This is a genomic window from Sporomusa sp. 246TCP1 (genome assembly GCF_057319775.1).
Genome location: NZ_CM170492.1, coordinates 4,964,243 through 4,980,811, shown reverse-complemented (window position 1 = coordinate 4,980,811; position 16,569 = coordinate 4,964,243). Strand labels below are relative to the sequence as shown.

General features: G+C 44.2%; 14 protein-coding genes, 3 tRNA genes and 1 riboswitch. Of the genes, 13 read left to right on the top strand and 4 right to left on the bottom strand.

All coding sequences use genetic code 11. The annotated features are described in order from the left end of the window. Positions 1 to 8 precede the first annotated feature (8 nt). The 11 genes from lonC (at position 9) to AC1ECB_RS23600 (ending at position 10,578) form a co-directional block, all read left to right on the top strand. Positions 9 to 1,949 carry a Lon family ATP-dependent protease gene (lonC, locus tag AC1ECB_RS23650; RefSeq protein WP_485666095.1) on the top strand — a complete coding sequence of 647 codons (1,941 nt, stop codon included), beginning with the start codon at positions 9 to 11 and terminating at the stop codon, positions 1,947 to 1,949. A gap of 98 nt (positions 1,950 to 2,047) precedes the next feature. Next, positions 2,048 to 3,382 (top strand): replicative DNA helicase, encoded by a 1,335-nt coding sequence (dnaB, locus tag AC1ECB_RS23645; protein WP_485666094.1) that lies wholly within the window; start codon positions 2,048 to 2,050, stop codon positions 3,380 to 3,382. Positions 3,383 to 3,578: 196 nt separating this feature from the next. Beyond that, positions 3,579 to 3,664: riboswitch (cyclic di-GMP riboswitch) on the top strand. 125 nt (positions 3,665 to 3,789) lie between these two features. Further along, positions 3,790 to 4,416, top strand: coding sequence for a sigma-70 family RNA polymerase sigma factor (locus AC1ECB_RS23640; protein WP_485666093.1), 627 nt, complete (start codon positions 3,790 to 3,792; stop codon positions 4,414 to 4,416). A gap of 205 nt (positions 4,417 to 4,621) precedes the next feature. Further along, positions 4,622 to 5,620, top strand: coding sequence for a dihydroxyacetone kinase subunit DhaK (dhaK, locus tag AC1ECB_RS23635; RefSeq protein WP_485666092.1), 999 nt, complete (start codon positions 4,622 to 4,624; stop codon positions 5,618 to 5,620). An 18-nt stretch (positions 5,621 to 5,638) separates the two neighbouring features. Further along, positions 5,639 to 6,271, top strand: a complete 633-nt coding sequence (gene dhaL, locus AC1ECB_RS23630; protein ID WP_485666091.1) for a dihydroxyacetone kinase subunit DhaL — start codon at positions 5,639 to 5,641, stop codon at positions 6,269 to 6,271. Between the two features lie 2 nt (positions 6,272 to 6,273). Continuing rightward, complete coding sequence (gene dhaM, locus AC1ECB_RS23625) at positions 6,274 to 6,666, top strand: dihydroxyacetone kinase phosphoryl donor subunit DhaM (RefSeq protein ID WP_485666090.1); 393 nt, start codon at positions 6,274 to 6,276, stop codon at positions 6,664 to 6,666. A gap of 516 nt (positions 6,667 to 7,182) precedes the next feature. Further along, positions 7,183 to 8,466 carry an adenylosuccinate synthase gene (locus AC1ECB_RS23620; RefSeq protein WP_485666089.1) on the top strand — a complete coding sequence of 428 codons (1,284 nt, stop codon included), beginning with the start codon at positions 7,183 to 7,185 and terminating at the stop codon, positions 8,464 to 8,466. Positions 8,467 to 8,620: 154 nt separating this feature from the next. Further along, positions 8,621 to 8,696 (top strand) — tRNA-Lys (locus tag AC1ECB_RS23615). Between the two features lie 75 nt (positions 8,697 to 8,771). Beyond that, positions 8,772 to 8,846, top strand: a tRNA-Glu gene (locus tag AC1ECB_RS23610). A gap of 84 nt (positions 8,847 to 8,930) precedes the next feature. Further along, positions 8,931 to 9,006: transfer RNA gene (locus tag AC1ECB_RS23605), tRNA-Val, on the top strand. 321 nt (positions 9,007 to 9,327) lie between these two features. Beyond that, positions 9,328 to 10,578: an L-lactate MFS transporter gene (locus AC1ECB_RS23600; RefSeq protein WP_485666088.1), complete on the top strand. Its 1,251-nt coding sequence runs from the start codon at positions 9,328 to 9,330 to the stop codon at positions 10,576 to 10,578. A 31-nt stretch (positions 10,579 to 10,609) separates the two neighbouring features. On the opposite strand, the gene AC1ECB_RS23595 is transcribed toward AC1ECB_RS23600, so the two are convergent. The 3 genes from AC1ECB_RS23595 to AC1ECB_RS23585 are packed head-to-tail and all read right to left on the bottom strand — an operon-like array spanning position 10,610 to position 13,755. Beyond that, a complete protein-coding gene (locus AC1ECB_RS23595) occupies positions 10,610 to 11,305 on the bottom strand; it encodes a cache domain-containing protein (protein ID WP_485666087.1) in 696 nt (231 codons plus the stop codon). 24 nt (positions 11,306 to 11,329) lie between these two features. After that, complete coding sequence (locus tag AC1ECB_RS23590; protein ID WP_485666086.1) at positions 11,330 to 12,058, bottom strand: LytR/AlgR family response regulator transcription factor; 729 nt, start codon at positions 12,056 to 12,058, stop codon at positions 11,330 to 11,332. Continuing rightward, entirely contained in the window at positions 12,055 to 13,755 is a 1,701-nt protein-coding gene (locus AC1ECB_RS23585) for a histidine kinase (protein WP_485666085.1), read from the bottom strand. Before AC1ECB_RS23585 ends, AC1ECB_RS23590 begins: the two co-directional genes overlap by 4 nt. Before the next feature lie 210 nt (positions 13,756 to 13,965). On the opposite strand from AC1ECB_RS23585, the gene AC1ECB_RS23580 reads away from it, so the two are divergent. Together AC1ECB_RS23580 and AC1ECB_RS23575 are read left to right on the top strand one after the other, a co-directional pair. After that, positions 13,966 to 14,616, top strand: coding sequence for a phosphoribosyltransferase (locus tag AC1ECB_RS23580; protein WP_485666084.1), 651 nt, complete (start codon positions 13,966 to 13,968; stop codon positions 14,614 to 14,616). A 276-nt stretch (positions 14,617 to 14,892) separates the two neighbouring features. Further along, positions 14,893 to 15,042, top strand: a complete 150-nt coding sequence (locus AC1ECB_RS23575) for a hypothetical protein (RefSeq protein ID WP_485666083.1) — start codon at positions 14,893 to 14,895, stop codon at positions 15,040 to 15,042. Between the two features lie 528 nt (positions 15,043 to 15,570). On the opposite strand, the gene AC1ECB_RS23570 is transcribed toward AC1ECB_RS23575, so the two are convergent. Beyond that, positions 15,571 to 16,560, bottom strand: a complete 990-nt coding sequence (locus AC1ECB_RS23570; RefSeq protein ID WP_485666082.1) for a WYL domain-containing protein — start codon at positions 16,558 to 16,560, stop codon at positions 15,571 to 15,573. Between the last annotated feature and the right edge of the window lie 9 nt (positions 16,561 to 16,569).

The window sequence follows — 16,569 nt, the reverse complement described above, 5'->3', positions numbered from 1 at the left end:
GTACTACCATGAAAGATTTTTTTAACAAACTAGTACGCAGCGGTAAAGCTGACCGCGCTGCCAGTGGCAGCAATCAGGAAGATCAACTTAAACGCCAGGTAGCCGCACTGTACGGTTTGTATACCGGTGTTCTAGGTGCAGAAAAAGTCGTGCTTAAAGCCGGAAAGCTGGGAGCGTTGGACCTTATGCGTTCTGCCCGCCTTGACGAGCGGGTGTTGGCGCTACAAAAGCTGGTATTTGAGGATCCTACCCTTGACCAGCTGCCGGCCTTGCAGAATATTCCCGAAATATTAAGTGAAATTGAAGACGAGTTGGCAGACCTTTGCGCCCGTCGTACGGTCGAAGACCGTATTGAAAAGAAAATTGCAGAAAAAATGGAAGAACGCCATCAAGAATATGTACAGGAAATTCGCACCCAGGTCATTAAGGAAGAAAGTCCTGCAAATGTGGAAAATCCCCAGACACTCAAAAAATACGCGCAATTGGAAAAGCTTGAGACACGCAAATTAACCTGTTCGGCTATGGAGCTGTTGCGTCCGGCTACTTTTGATGAAATTATTGGTCAGGAGCGGGCGGTAGAGGCTCTAAGAGCCAAACTGGCCTCTCCCTATCCTCAACATCTTATCCTTTATGGGCCACCCGGAGTTGGTAAAACTACGGCGGCTCGACTGGTATTAGAAGAGGCCAAAAAGACAAAAGGTACACCTTTTGCCCAAGAGGCACCTTTCGTGGAGGTTGATGGCACGACCTTGCGTTGGGACCCCCGTGATGTTACGAATCCATTGTTAGGCTCAGTTCATGATCCTATTTACCAAGGGGCTCGTCGCGATTTGGCAGACAGCGGGGTGCCTGAACCGAAGCCGGGCCTGGTTACCGATGCCCATGGCGGCATTTTGTTTATTGATGAAATAGGTGAGATGGATCCTATGCTGCAGAACAAGCTGCTAAAAGTGCTTGAAGATAAACGGGTATTTTTTGATTCGGCTTACTATGATCCATCAGATAGCAGTATTCCTAAATATATTAAAAAGTTGTTTGAAGAAGGTGCGCCTGCAGACTTTATCCTTATCGGCGCTACCACCCGAGATGCCAGTGATATTACGCCAGCCGTGCGTTCACGTTGTGCCGAGATCTACTTTGAGCCCTTAACTCCCAAGCATATTCAGGAAATTGTGTACAACGCAGCAGTCAAGCTTGCTGTGGTTATTGAGCCGGAAGTGCCGCAACTTATCAGTGACTATACGATTGAGGGCCGGAAAGCTGTCAATATTCTATCTGATGCCTATAGTATGGCGTTGATGCGGGTAGGGCAAGACCAACAGCTTGTTAGTATTACCAAAGCAGATGTCTACCGGGTAGCACAGGTTAGCCGTCTGTCACCCTATGTAATCCGCAAGGCAGCAGCTACATTGGAAGTAGGTAAGGTATTTGGTCTTGGGGTCAGTGGTTATCTTGGTTCGGTGTTGGAAATTGAGGCTGTAGCATTTCCTGCAGAAAAAGGCAAAGGTAGTATCCGGTTTAACGATACGGCCGGTAGTATGGCCAAAGACTCGGTATTTAACGCAGCTGCGGTTGTTAGGAAACTTACTGGCCAGGACCTGGCTAGCTATGATTTGCATGTCAATATCATTGGCGGCGGTCGCATTGATGGTCCGTCCGCTGGTACAGCGATAGTTTCGGCCATTATTTCCGCCATTACTGGTAAACCTATTCGCCAGGACGTAGCCATTACGGGAGAAATCTCTATTCAAGGCCGGGTCAAGGCGGTTGGTGGTGTATTTGAAAAGGCCTATGGTGCCAAACAAGCCGGTATTGCGACGATGATTATTCCACAAGAAAACAAGGCAGATATTCCAGAAAATCATTTGGGGCTTGTTATTCGGCCTGTTGTCACAGTCGAAGAGGCCATGGCAATTTTGTTTGATGAAATTGAGGTTGCTAGCGCCTAGAACGTTATTATATCGGAAAAGTCGCGCTGAAACAGGTAAGCAATGTAGTACTATGCCTGGATAAGCGTGGTTTTTTTTATTAAGTGAGGAGAAATTACATGATTGACCGCGTTCCCCCCCAAAATGTTGAAGCTGAGCAGTCGGTACTGGGCGCTATGATGATTGAACGCGAAGCGATTTCGAAGGTATCCGAAATCATAAGACCAGAGGATTTTTACCGCGAGGCACATCGTCTGATTTATAATTCCATGATGGAGTTGTTTAATAAAAATGACGCTGTGGATTTGGTAACCGTTGTTGAGATATTGCGCCGGGATGAAAAGCTGGAGGCTGCCGGTGGCATTTCTTATGTATCCGCCCTGGCTAACAGTGTGCCGACCGCGGCAAATGTCATGTATCATGCCCGGATTGTCGAAGAAAAAGCACTGCTAAGGCAGCTTATTACTACTGCCACTTATGTAGCTGGTATGGGTTACGAAGCCAATGAAGAAGTGGCTGTCATCATGGATAAGGCGGAGAAGATGATTCTGGAAGTCTCCAAGCGCAAGGTTGGTCAGGAATTCGCGTCGATAAAAAATATTATATTTGATGTATTTGACAGGGTTTCTGAGCTGTATTCCTCTAAAGGTGGTATTACTGGTTTGGCAACAGGCTTTAAAGACCTGGACAAGCTGACATCAGGCTTGCAGCCTTCAGACCTTATCCTAATTGCTGCCCGTCCCAGTATGGGTAAAACGGCCTTTGTTCTTAATATTGCCCAGAACATTGCTATTAAGGAAAAACAAGCGGTAGCCTTTTTTAGTCTGGAAATGTCCAAAGAGCAGCTGGTACAGCGGATGCTCTGTTCGGAGGCTCCCATTGATGCCCAACGCCTCCGAATTGGAGAGCTTGAAAATAACGACTGGGATAAATTGGTGCGGGCTGCTGACCGTTTGGCGGCCGCCCCGATCTTTATTGATGATACTGCTGGCATTACCATTATGGAGATGCGCTCCAAAGCCCGCAGACTCAAAATTGAACATGATCTAAAGCTTATAATCATTGATTATCTCCAGCTTATGCAAGGTGGCACCGGCAGTTCACGCAGTGAAAACCGCCAACAGGAAATTTCTGAGATATCCCGATCGCTAAAGGCCTTAGCCCGAGAGCTCAAGGTGCCGGTTGTTGCCTTATCTCAGCTTAGCCGGGGCGTAGAATCCAGACAGGTAAAAAAACCAATGCTCAGTGATTTGCGCGAATCAGGTTCACTTGAGCAGGATGCTGACATTGTCGCCTTCCTTTATCGTGAAGATTACTATGAACCGGAAACGGAGAACAAGAACATTACCGATGTTATCATTGCCAAGCACCGGAATGGTCCTGTTGATAGTGTCCAGCTGTTTTTTCACAAGCAATTTACAAAATTTAGTGATTTCTCCAGATTGCCTGGTTAGTACATACCCTGTTATGTGGCTGTCTTAAATTGGAGAGTTATGGCTAAATATGTAGGATTCCGCGGTTTCAGAGCAGTAGTAAACTGATATGAGATAGTAGAATTTAGAGAATTAACAATAAAATAACAAAAAAATATATTTATGAACATAAATTCGACAGTAAATGATAAAGCGGCTGTTTTATAATGAAATAAAGATAAATATTTGGTAAATTTGTCGAAAGGCAAAGACACAAAGCTATGGGTCTAAGGACGAAGAGTCTATGATTGCCAAGCCGCCAACTAGCGTATGGTTGAATTAGAGACAGGCGTTAGTCTGTCTTCTTTGTTGCCCATTTTAAGCATAATTCAGACTGTATTACGAGCAGGTGTCTAATAAAATAAAAATGATAACAAGGAGTTGCTGGAGTGCTTGAGTCATGTTTTGATAGTGATGGCTGTGTTAACAATGAAGAGTTTGAAAAAATCGCAAGACAATATAATAAGGTGATCTTGCGATATCTCAAAACCTATTACTTGCCTGGTGGGGATTATCACGATCTGTATCAATGGGGCTTAATTGGCTTATATAAAGCTGTGCGCCATTTTGATGAGCAACGGGGAAAATCGTTTCGGATGATAGCAGAACTTACTATTAAAAATACAATCAAATCGGCTGTTACCATGTATAATCGCAAAAAGCATTGTTTTCTCAATGAAGCTGTATCGTTGCATGGGGTGCCAGAATCACCCGGTATAAGCCTGGAGGCGGTATTTATTGATACCAAGCAAACAGACCCAGCTGTTCTTATTATCGAAGAAGAAATGGTAGAACGAATTGAGGATGAGCTGGAACACAGTTTGTCCTGCATGGAAAAGCAGGTCATAGATCTATATATTGCAGGTTATAAGCAACGCGAAATCGCTAAAAAGCTGAATGTACAGGAAAAGGTTGTCGATAATGCGATCCAAAGAGTTCGCAGCAAAATGTCATTGAAGTTGAAGGACAGGGGTAACTATAGCAGGAAAACCGGGCAGCTTAGTAAGCTCGGGTAGCGATAAATCTTGTTTAGGTGGTAATGCTGTACCTGGAACAAAGTTTAAATTAGTAGCAAATAGGCAGGCACTTTTTCATCAAAAGTGTCTGCCTGTCTATCCGTAAGATATCTTTTATGGTTTGCTTTACAACGCCGCATTGCAGTACAATAATTTTAGTATACCGTACGCGGGATAGTAAAATTTGCGGGGAGGCTTTTGATTAATGAAAAAGGTTATTAACAATGCCGAGCAAGTAGTAGAGGAAATGTTGCAAGGGCTGGTTTTGGCTCATCCTCAGTATGTTAAACGGGTAGCAGGGTTTGATGTACTGGTGCGCACCAATTCACCAGTACAAGGTAAAGTGGGATTAGTTTCAGGCGGCGGCAGTGGACATGAGCCATCTCACGGCGGTTATGTAGGGCGCGGGATGTTGGATGGTGCGGTAGCTGGTGCTGTATTTACCTCGCCAACACCTGATCAAATATATGAGGCTGTTAAAGCCGTTGATGGCGGGAAAGGAGTATTGCTTGTCATCAAAAATTACACTGGTGACATTATGAATTTTGAAATGGCCGCCGAAATGGCAGCAGTAGATGGCGTCAAAGTGGCCAAAGTGGTTGTTAATGATGATGTGGCAGTAGAAAATAGTACTTGGACTACCGGACGGCGTGGCATTGCCGGTACTGTATTTGTACATAAAATTGCCGGTGCTAAAGCTGAGCAGGGCGCGAATTTAGCCGAGGTACAAAAAACAGCAGAAAAGGTTATTGCCAATGTGCGTTCCATGGGAATGGCGTTATCGCCATGTACGGTACCGGCGGCAGGCAAAACTAGTTTTACGCTGCCTGATAATGAAGTTGAAATCGGTATGGGTATTCATGGCGAACCCGGTACCCACCGGGAGTTCATCCGAACAGCTGATGAGACTGCCGAGCATTTACTTAATAAGATTTTGGGTGATAGTGAGCTAAATGCTGGCGATGAAGTGGCTGTAATGGTTAATGGCTTAGGCGGCACGCCACTCATGGAACTATATATAGTTAATCGCAAGGTAGCAGCCATGCTTGCTGAAAAAAACATCGTAATTGCTAAGACGTATGTTGGCAATTATATGACTTCGTTGGAAATGGCCGGTTTCTCCATTACTGTATTGAAACTTGACAGTGAGCTAAAAGCGCTGTTGCTTGCACCGGCAGACACCCCGGCATTCGTTCAATTCTAGAAGAGAGAAGGGATATAAGTGGCAAATGCTATTGCGGCAATAGAGGCCCTAACGGATGTAATAATAGCCAATAAGGAAAAGCTTACCGAGCTTGATGCTGCCATCGGTGATGCTGATCATGGGATTAACATGACACGTGGTTTTGAAGCCGTGCGCAGCAAGCTGGCTGCGGCTGAGCAGGTGGCGGATATTGGCAGTGTGCTCAGGCTGGTTGGTATGACGCTGATATCGACAGTGGGCGGTGCCTCCGGGCCGCTTTACGGTACCGCCTTTATAAGGGCCGCTGCGGTTGTGCAGGGGAAAACCATCCTAGACACTGACCTGGTCGCCCAGATGTTTAAGGCGGCTATTGGTGGGATTAAGGACCGGGGTAAAGCCGTTCGCGGTGAAAAGACCATGCTTGACGCGCTTGAGCCGGCGTATGAGGCTTTTATCCAAGCTATGGTCAGGGGGGAGTCGCTAACAGACTGTTTGACATTGGCGACTACAGCTGCCGCTAGTGGGGTTGAATACACTAAAACTATTATTGCGACAAAGGGGCGAGCCAGTTACCTGGGGGAACGCAGCATCGGTCATCAGGACCCAGGTGCGACATCCTCGTATCTCATGCTAGCAGCAATTACTGCGTTTGCTATAGAGCAGGAGGTGTAAGCATGGTAGGAATTGTTGTAGTTTCGCATAGTGCCAAGATCGCAGAAGGCATCTGCGAATTGGCCGCACAAATGGCGGCTCCAGGGCAAAAGCTTATTGCCGCTGGCGGCATGACTGATGGCGATACCGGCACAGATGCTTATAAAGTTCAGGCAGCTATTGAAGCGGCTAATACCGGTGATGGCGTTCTTGTTATGGTTGATCTGGGTAGTGCGGTTCTCAGTGCCGAACTGGCAGTAGATATGCTTGATGACGAGTTAAAAGGCCAGGTAGCTATCGCCGATGCCCCCATCCTGGAGGGAACTGTGGCTGCTGCGGTTGAGGCATCGATTGGTCAGTCTCTGATAAGTGTGGTAGCTACCGCGGAAGGGGCTCGTGAACTGCGAAAACGATAAAAACGTTAACCAGACTCAAGTGGAGGAATAGGGCGTGATGTTCGGCCAAATGATGAGGAGCAATTTGTAACATTAAAAGATACAAACGATATCCGGAGTTCGCTTATTGATTTTGTTCAACAAGCAGAGTAACAAGATTGACCTGCAGTCACTATCAGCAGGTCAATCTTGTTTTTCCGAACGATATCTATATTATTGATATAATCATTCGATTTTTATTGACAGCCATTATCTGCTAATGCTATGATAAACAAGGGAAAAAAGGGGAAAAACTAGATAGGAGTTATTTTCTACTATAGTATGCTCATTATCTTTGTATGTAGATGCCATTATGACTTGGTTCGGGGTTGTAATAATAGAATAAGCGAAAAAGCTGCAACTGGATAGAAATGGTTAGCTGCGAGGCGCACCGGAAGACACTACTGCGCCGCGTACTAATGTACGCAAGTAATGTGTTTGAGTGATAGCGCCGCAGATAGCCGTTTATATCCAGTTGCGTATGAAAGGATTGATGATATGTCTTCTGTAGTTGTCATTGGAACCCAGTGGGGTGACGAAGGAAAAGGCAAGATTGTTGATTACTTAGCTGAACAAGCCGACGTTGTGGTTCGGTATCAAGGTGGTAATAATGCCGGTCACACTGTAGTTGTTGACGGTACGGAGTTTAAACTGCATTTATTGCCGTCAGGCATATTATATTCAGGCAAGACTTGCGTAGTCGGCAACGGTGTCGTAATTGATCCACCTGTTATGCTTAAAGAACTGCAAGGCATGAAGGATAAAGGCATTGATACCTCAGGATTAAAAGTGTCTAATCGTGCTCATGTCATTATGCCGTATCACCGGCTGCTTGACGAAGTGGAAGAAGAGTCCCGTGGGGATCGTAAAATTGGCACAACCAAACGCGGCATTGGTCCGTGCTATATGGATAAAAATTCCCGTTCAGGCATCCGGATAGTTGATTTGATGGATGAAGAAGAATTCTGCTCTAAACTGGAGTTCAACCTGGAAGCCAAGAATCATCTTTTAAAAGCGGTATATGGTGTGGAAGGCTTTGACTTTGAACAAGTCAAACAGGAATACTTAGAGTATGCCCGTCAGCTCAAACCGTATGTGACCGATACGGCATCTGTGCTGCATACTGCCATTAAAAATGGTAAAAAGGTGTTATTTGAAGGGGCACAGGCTACCCAATTGGATCTCGATCATGGTACCTATCCTTATGTAACATCCTCTCACCCTATCGCTGGCGGTGCCTGCATTGGCGCTGGTGTAGGGCCAACGCAAATCAATAAAGTAATTGGCGTAGTTAAAGCCTATACCACACGGGTTGGTGAAGGTCCTTTCCCGACTGAGCTTACTGATGAAGTAGGCCAAACGATTAGAGAAATTGGTCACGAGTATGGTACAACAACCGGTCGTCCGCGTCGCTGTGGCTGGCTGGATGCTTGCGTAGTACGTTATGCCGGTTATCTCAGCGGCATTGAGTATATGGCAATCACTCGCCTGGATATCCTTGACAGCTTAAAGACCCTTAAGATTTGTACTGGCTACAAATATAAAGGTGAACTCTTAAATGAGTTTCCTGCCAGCCTCAAGGTCTTAGCGCAGGTTGAGCCGATCTATGAGGAACTACCAGGTTGGCAAGAGCCTACCTGCTCTGTGAGAAATTATGATGCGCTGCCGGCCAATGCACGGCGTTATATTGAACGACTGAGTGAAGTCAGTGGTATTAAGATTGGTATTGTTTCAGTTGGTCCTGGACGTGAGCAAACAATGATTCTCAATGATATGTTTTAATGGACACCACAAACACCCTGCCGCGGCGGGGTGTTTGTGGTGATTTTATTAGCAAGTGGTAGACTTCGCCTTAACGCTCTGCTCAAGTGGATATTTTAAAAAAACAGTATTGACAAGCCTATATCCATATTGTATAATCTAGTCTTGTGAAGATGATCCACTAGCTCAGTCGGTAGAGCACCTGACTTTTAATCAGGGTGTCCCGCGTTCGAGTCGCGGGTGGATCACCATTTTCGATATTCGACATGCGACATTCGATCATCCCTAGCGAAAATCGAAAGTCTAAAATCGAACATCGAGCACATGGCCCGTTGGTCAAGCGGTTAAGACACCGCCCTTTCACGGCGATAACGGGGGTTCGATTCCCCCACGGGTCACCATTCTCGACGTGCGATATTCGACATACGACATTCGAGAACGCTATTCGAAACTCGAAAGTCTAACATCGAAAATCGAATACGTACGGGCGATTAGCTCAGCTGGGAGAGCGCCTGCCTTACAAGCAGGATGTCGGCAGTTCGATCCTGTCATCGCCCACCAAAGAAAAGGAAGAGTCTTTGCATTTGATTTCAAAGACTTTTTCTTTTCTTTTTTTATTAGCAGAATATTAAGTAATATAATCCTCAGCCAGTACCCAAAAGCAACTCTTCAGCAGCGATATTATGCAGTTCAGTAATTATTTGTGGTAGGTGGGTGAAATTGCCATATATAATAGTAATAAGTTCATGTTGCGGGTAGGCGGAAATGTGCTCCTTTAGCACCAGGTAAATTTATCGACTAATTTATCTGAATAGTTAAACAAGTACATTTCTGCCTCTATGCCTTGATGCGTGATCTATATAATAAGGGAGGAGTGTTTTTATGAAGGGAACAAACTACCCTAACCGCTGGCTGATTGCCTTGGCGGGTATCGTTATGCAAATTTGCCTGGGGACGGTATACGGCTGGAGTGTGTTTACCAAGCCGTTAATGGCAGCGCATAACTGGAGCAATTCAGAGGTTACCTTGACTTTTACTATTGCGATTGGCTGTTTGGCCATATCTAGTGCTGCAGGCGGCTATATTTTGGATACTAAAGGGGCACGTATTGTGGCTACTATCGGGGGCATTCTTTTTGGTTTAGGCACTCTTATTACAGGTTATGGTGATCAAATTGGGTCGCTCACAGTAATATATATTGGTTATGGTCTGGTTTGTGGTCTCGGCCTCGGCTTTGGCTATATTACGCCCATTGCTACCCTGGTTAAATGGTTTCCGGATAAACGGGGTCTTATTACAGGGTTAGCTGTTATGGGTTTTGGACTGGGTTCGCTTATGCTTACTATGCTTTCACCCGGGATGATTGCCAGCATGGGTACTGCCATGACGTTTTACATTTTTGGCGGTATTTTCTTAATTGCTGTTACCGGAGCTGCTCAGCTAATGGTGGAACCACCAGTTGACTATGTACCGGCAGGTTGGATGTCGCCGATCGGCAAAAAATCATCTGACGGCATGACCTTAGGTCAGGCTGTCGGATCTAAGTATTTCTATCTTTTATGGGCCATGCTGTTCCTCAATATTACGGCTGGTATTGCACTTATTTCTCAGGCTTCGCCAATGGCGCAAGAACTTATGCCAAGCACCATGACCGTTGGAGAAAAGGCCATGCAGGCTGGTGTTATCCTGGGCTTATTTGCTATAGTTAATGGATTGGGTCGGTTGTTCTGGGCATCTGTTTCTGACAAGATTGGCCGTCGCACGGTATTTATCATTTTGTTTAGCACACAGGCCGTTGCCTTTTACTTCCTGGCCGGCACGAAGGATATGATGATGTTCACCATAATTTGTTCCTACATTTACGCCTGTTATGGCGGCGGCTTTTCTACCATGCCCGCCTATGCGGCTGACATCTTTGGCACAAAATATGTAGGCCGAATTTATGGATGGATGTTAACTGCCTGGGGAGCTGCCGGTATCATGGGACCTATGTTGTTTTCCCGTATCCGTCAGGCTTCCGGCAATTACAGTGAAGCGCTCATTATCACGGCAGTGGGTTTAGCGATTGCGCTAGTGCTGCCACTATTGGCTGTGCCGTCCAAAGCTAAAATTAAAGATGCTAAAGTGGCATAAGAAGACTTGTTGTTATGAAAAAGATACCACATTAACTGTGTGGTATCTTTTTATGTTGCGATGCCAGGGAATTTAGGGGCCAGGAACGGGAGGTTGGTACTGTTGCCCAGGTATCAATCGGAATAAAGCAGGTAGCAGCAAGTGCAAACAACAAAGCAATACGTGCTGACAATATGGCAACGGCGATAAAGCTTTGTTTAAGTTGATCGGCCAGTTTCTTGGAAACGCCGATATAAAACATTCCGATAATACGACCAGAATCGTCTTTTATTGGGGCATAACCAGTTTGGTATTTAACGCCGACAACCTCAGCTTCACCAATATATATTTTACCTCCAGTTAGCACGGTTTCGGTAACATAATCAGCCGCGAAAGTACCGGTTGCCCGGCTGCCATCGCGCATGATATTGGTAGCAACACGAGTATTATTTAAAAATATGGTTACTGTGTCATCTGTTAAGCGACTAATTCTGTCTACTAATTCAGTATTATCATTAATCAAAGAAGTTCCTTTATATAACTTACCGTTGACCACATGCCAGGGACCGGGGTGCATATAGTCGGCAATTTCCTGGGCAGTGGCCAAATCAGATTTGGCTTTTTCAGCGATAGCTACTTCAATTTGAGTATGCATGTCGCGGATAGTCATAATGCCAATAACCAGAGATAGCAGCATTGCCGGCCCAATGAAAAAGACAGTAAACTTGGTTTTGAGACTAAGCTGCATAACAAACCTCCTTACAGAAAAGTTCTACTTTAGACCAAGTATAATTTTAAGCTGCTTTACCCGGTTGCGGCTGACTGGAACTTCTTGTTTGTTAGCATCATTCATGCGCAGCAAATAGGAGCCGTGAAACCAGGGTATGATTTCGAGTATTTCATCTATGTTAATAATATATTGTCGATGGATACGCAGGAAATTGGCTTCTGTCAACAAATTATCAAATTCCTGTAAGGTAAGCATGGCCGAAAATTCTTTATCGCGGGTACGTATGTAAACATCTTTATCCTTGACATAAATAAAAACAATATCGGTTTTGTTCATGGGTAAAATTTTGCCGCCAGATAATACGCAGACTTTGGTAATTTGCGGCATTTGCTCGGTTGCGACCTTGGAGGACAAATGTCGTACTTTGGTTAAAGTCTGAGCCAATTTTTCAGCGGTAACCGGCTTAGTAATATAACCAACAGCTGGTGTGGCAAAGGCGGCGACGGCATGTTCCGGATAGGCTGTGATAAAAACAATATAGGGTGGTCTATTCATACTGTTTAGCTTTTGGGCCATTTCAAGGCCTGACATACCAGGCATGCTGACATCCAAGAAGACTAACGCTGGCTTCTTTTCTAGAATATAAATAAGTGCATCAATACAATTGGTAAACTTGCCGCATATCTCAATATCTTGATGCTGGCCCAGGAGGTATTCAATTTCATCACAAATAGGCTGTTCATCATCAACAATAACTGTTTTTGTTCTCACATTACACCACTTTCTTTCTGAATGTATACATTTTGCCGGAAAGGAATGCGTAGCCGAACTTCTGTGCCAAACGGTGGCTTAGAGGTTATTGTCAGGCCGCATTTGGTTCCATAGAGACTAGTTAAGCGCTGGTGGACATTGGTTAAACCCACTCCGTCGGAATGACCAGCCTGGATTTTGGCTAGTTTTTCAGGGGGAATGCCTACACCATTGTCGGAAATAGTAATAATCAGGGTATTTTCTTCAATATAGGATTCAATGGATAGGAGGCAGCTCCCGAGTTTCGGAAACAGACCATGATTTAAAGCATTTTCTACTAGGGGCTGCAAAGATAGAGCTGGAATTAGGGCAGTGGACGTTTCGTCATCAATATTAACGGCTATGTCGAGCCTGTCGCCAAATCGGGACATGGCAATTTCCAGGTAAGCCATAATAGCCGCTAGTTCATTTTGTAATGTTACCAGCTCGTCCTGATTAGAATAGCCTCGCTGCATCAAGGTTGCCAGATTTCCTAGCAGGCTGCGGGCTTTGTCCGGATCAGTACGGCAAAAAGACATTATTATATTAATTGTATTAAAGAGAAAATGTGGGTTGATCTGGGCGCGGAGCGCTTTTAATTCGGCCTTTTCCCGCATTTTTCGTTGTTTATCAACTTCGGCCAGTTGAATTTGAACAGACAGTAAATTGGCAATTCCATCAGCAATGTGGATGTCCAGTTCTGACACTGTATTTTCGTGAACCCGGGCTATTTCAATAGTTCCAATTACCCTGTCGCTGGAGAACAGCGGCACTACAACGCTAGATTTTAGTGGGCAATGCGGAAAGGGACAACCCCGGTCAGAAGGAGTGTTAACAACTTTCAGGGTTTTGCTGGTGATAGTCTCTTTTACGACAGCCGAAAGAATTGGCTCACTAGGTTTGTGGTGATCGGCACCCTGGCCGATAAAGGCTAGTCGTTTATACCTGCCGGTGATGGAAACAGCATCTACTTGTGCTAATTCATAGATAATACTTGCTGTTATTGTAGCAGAATGTTTGTTGAAGCCCAGTCTGAGAAACGGAAGCGTACGACTGGCAATATCCAAAGACAATTGTGCAGCACGGGCACTATAAATATCCTGTTCTGCTTCAACCCAATTAATGATATATAAAAATAACCATACACCGATAATGCTAACACCCATAGTAAGAACTGCTGATGTAAAGTTTAAAAATAGCGTAGCCGTAGAATCGGGGAACAATGTAATCAGACTTATTTGACAAAGCTCAATAATTAAGGCCACACTGGCGCCGGTTAGAGGCGTAATCTGGTGAAAGGTGAATCGGAGGCGTAACATCCCGGAAAGGGACCCGGCTACAATGATAAAAAGCGGCAGCATAATGGACGAGTATTCTATCATTACCAAGTAGCTAGCACAAATAAAACCAACTCCGAACCCTGATAGAGGCCCGCCGGAAATGCCTGCTAAGATCACACCAATTAACCGGGTAGTTACGCGCGACTCATCCCAGGGTAAGGTGCTGTAGTTGCCTGTTATCGCTAGAAAGGCAAATAACACAATTAAGGAGAATTGGCTTGCCCGGTGGAAAGGATAACGAGCGCAACGCATAATAAAGCGGCTGCGGGCTGTAAGATAGGCTGTCATAGCGATAAAAGATAAAGCACTTATTATCTCTAACAGAGTAAAAACCGTCATATATTGCCTCCGTGTTTAATCTAAAAAAGTATTCGGCACAAGGATGGTTTCCCCTTTTTTTCCAAAGGGGCATTTGAAAAATATTATCTAAAATTTAGTTTTTGTATACTTCCATCTGGACTAAAAAAACATTGCAATATGTAAGGTTTTTTTGTATTAAAATCATAACAGACACAAAACATATAAGTAGAAATTTAAGGAGGGTGAGCTATGTTTGATGATCGTACTCATGCTGGAAAGCTGTTAGCAGAAAAATTAGCTACACTAGCCCTGAAAAGCCCTTATATACTGGCAGTTCCTCGCGGCGGCCTTGCGGTGGCTGCTCCCATTGCCGCTAAATTACAGGCTAATATGGCCGTTCTTATTGCAAAAAAAATTGGGCATCCGCTTAACCCGGAAGTAGCCATTGGTGCAATTATGCCTGATGGCAGTTTAATTCATGATAATCAATATGTTAGCGGTATTGGAGTTAAGCAGGATAGTTTTGATCAATTAACGGCAAAAGCCCGTGAAATATTTGATCAGCGGGTTAAGGCCTATGAAGCCCTGATTGTTAAAAGTCACGAAGTCGGAGGGCAGGACATTATTATTGTTGATGATGGTATTGCTACAGGCTATACTATTCGCGCTGCAATAAAATGGCTGCAAAAGTGGAATCCGGCTAGTATAACAGTCGCTGTGCCGGTAGCGCCTAATGATGTTACCCGTAAACTGCGGGAAGCTCAAGTCGAGGTGGTGTGCATGGATGAACGGGATGTCTTTCAGGCAGTCGGAAGCTACTATAAAGATTTCAAGCAAATGACAGACGCTGAAGCTTTGGAGTTCCACCGTTTCGCACCGAATACGATTGTTCGGCTGTAAGATCAAGCGACTATGCTAAGGCTTTTTATAGAGCGAAAGGGTTCATTCTAAAAAGCAAGGTCAGTATTTCACTTGATACCGACCTTGCTTTATTGCGGTCCTTTACTACGATTGCATTTTCTTTGAAGTCGCAGTGCAAAGGGGTAAAGCAAACTAAAGTTAGATCGAGCTTTTCCGGAGGCATGTATTCAGAATACAATAGCTTTCAAGGAGGAGAATTGCAAAGAAAAATTGAATGAATAATCAGAAAAACACAGTAAAAAAGGAGGGATAGTAATGGCTGATACTTTGTACAAATGTCCAAAATGTGGCTTGATTCAAGAGACAAAGGATGGAAAGAGACCTGAAGTTTGTGAGCAATGCGGCAGTAAAGATATTACTACAATTTCTCAGCAAACAGGACAATTGGGATGTGTTGGTAAATAGGAACAGCCGTATCACAAAAGTAACCCTCTGTAATCACAGAGGGTTACTTTTGTGACGTCCAAAGAGATACAGGAATGGTGGAATATGTCTTTAAAGTCGGATTTTATCGTAGGAGTTTTATTTTAATGATAAAAAAGACAGTATCTAACGAGTTTACTGACAAGCTTGGAAATTAATGTTAAGTGGCCGCTTACCAAATAATGGAGTTCACCTTTAATCGTTGGACAATCAAAGCGAAAATTTGATACTCTCCAGTACTAAGCTCCAGTGGATGATATACTAAGTGGCGTTAGGAAGTGGGTCTAACGGTATGCAGAGGTAAGTTGATATTTAAAAAAACTTACACACCCATTGTGATGCGGGCGTAGCTCACTGGTAGAGTACCGGCTTCCCAAAGCGTAAACTTGTTATGGACAACCAATAGAAAAATGAGATAAATCAAGGCCTTGCGGCAGTAGCCAGCAAGGCCCTTTTTGTACGTTGACGCTTATTTGACGCAGAAAAAAATCTGGAGAGGAAACAAGCTGCTTATATGTCATCATTAGAAATAAATAACTGTTTTTGGGCAGTTATTCGTTCGACTGCCTGCTTTTTAAAACGCTCTGGACCTAATATCCGAATCACTGGACCAAAGGAAAGTAAAGTGATTAAAAGTTCCATTTCATCAACTTCATAATAGTAGATTTTCATGAGACAGCATTTTGTATCCTCAAAGTATTCCGAGACACGTTCAAAATTAGATAACTGAGTAAAGATTCTTTCGAATCCGTTGCGCTCATTGGTGATTTCGATTTCGATTGGTTCTGGAACACGAAGGCTTTGGACGTACCCGGCGAGGTCGGAAAGCGTATTCCAGTCCATAAGCTCTACAGACGTAATTCGTGAGAGGTTTAATTTATAAAGACTTCTGAACTTCTTTTGGCGCACTCTTACGCAAACCAATCTAAACTTATCATCCTTCATGGAATACTCAAGTTTATAAGGGGCGAAATATGATGAAAGCCGATTGCCTTTACCGCTTTCATAGCGAATAAGAAGTACTTTCCCGGTTTGAATGGCCTGCAAGATAGTAGAGAATATGTTTTTATATTCATCACTGTCATAAGGATCGCCATCACTTGCCATGTCAACGGTGATGAGATGATTTGGATTATATAGCGGTTCAATATCAGAAAGTAGGGATCTATAGAAATTACGCTCATTTTTATCGGCAAAAAGCGCAAAGCGTTTATCCTCTATTATGGCTTTAAGCCAACGCTTTTGGAGGGTTGTTAAAGTAAGGGGCGGGACATTTTCTACCAGCGGTATATAACCGGAGGAATCATTTTTAAGCAGGAAATATCCATTATTGGTGGTGTTAAGAAGCTGAGGAGTGAGCTCTAGAGAAGTTTCAGCAAAACCAAGTCTGGAAACTGTTGCCGCAATGTCTTCACCTGTGAGCTTGCGGACGGCTGCCGTTTTTAAGATTTCGCTGATTATATAAAAGTATCGGCTATGAATTTCGCTAAAAAGTTCCATATTGCATCT

Excerpts from the sequence above, each read along its gene's own strand:
- lonC (WP_485666095.1), top strand. The coding sequence starts at position 9 with ATGAAAGATTTTTTTAACAAACTAGTACGCAGCGGTAAAGCTGACCGC.
- dnaB (WP_485666094.1), top strand. The coding sequence starts at position 2,048 with ATGATTGACCGCGTTCCCCCCCAAAATGTTGAAGCTGAGCAGTCGGTA.
- dhaK (WP_485666092.1), top strand. The coding sequence starts at position 4,622 with ATGAAAAAGGTTATTAACAATGCCGAGCAAGTAGTAGAGGAAATGTTG.
- dhaM (WP_485666090.1), top strand. The coding sequence starts at position 6,274 with ATGGTAGGAATTGTTGTAGTTTCGCATAGTGCCAAGATCGCAGAAGGC.
- AC1ECB_RS23620 (WP_485666089.1), top strand. The coding sequence starts at position 7,183 with ATGTCTTCTGTAGTTGTCATTGGAACCCAGTGGGGTGACGAAGGAAAA.
- AC1ECB_RS23600 (WP_485666088.1), top strand. The coding sequence starts at position 9,328 with ATGAAGGGAACAAACTACCCTAACCGCTGGCTGATTGCCTTGGCGGGT.
- AC1ECB_RS23595 (WP_485666087.1), bottom strand. The coding sequence starts at position 11,305 with ATGCAGCTTAGTCTCAAAACCAAGTTTACTGTCTTTTTCATTGGGCCG.
- AC1ECB_RS23585 (WP_485666085.1), bottom strand. The coding sequence starts at position 13,755 with ATGACGGTTTTTACTCTGTTAGAGATAATAAGTGCTTTATCTTTTATC.
- AC1ECB_RS23580 (WP_485666084.1), top strand. The coding sequence starts at position 13,966 with ATGTTTGATGATCGTACTCATGCTGGAAAGCTGTTAGCAGAAAAATTA.
- AC1ECB_RS23575 (WP_485666083.1), top strand. The coding sequence starts at position 14,893 with ATGGCTGATACTTTGTACAAATGTCCAAAATGTGGCTTGATTCAAGAG.
- AC1ECB_RS23570 (WP_485666082.1), bottom strand. The coding sequence starts at position 16,560 with ATGGAACTTTTTAGCGAAATTCATAGCCGATACTTTTATATAATCAGC.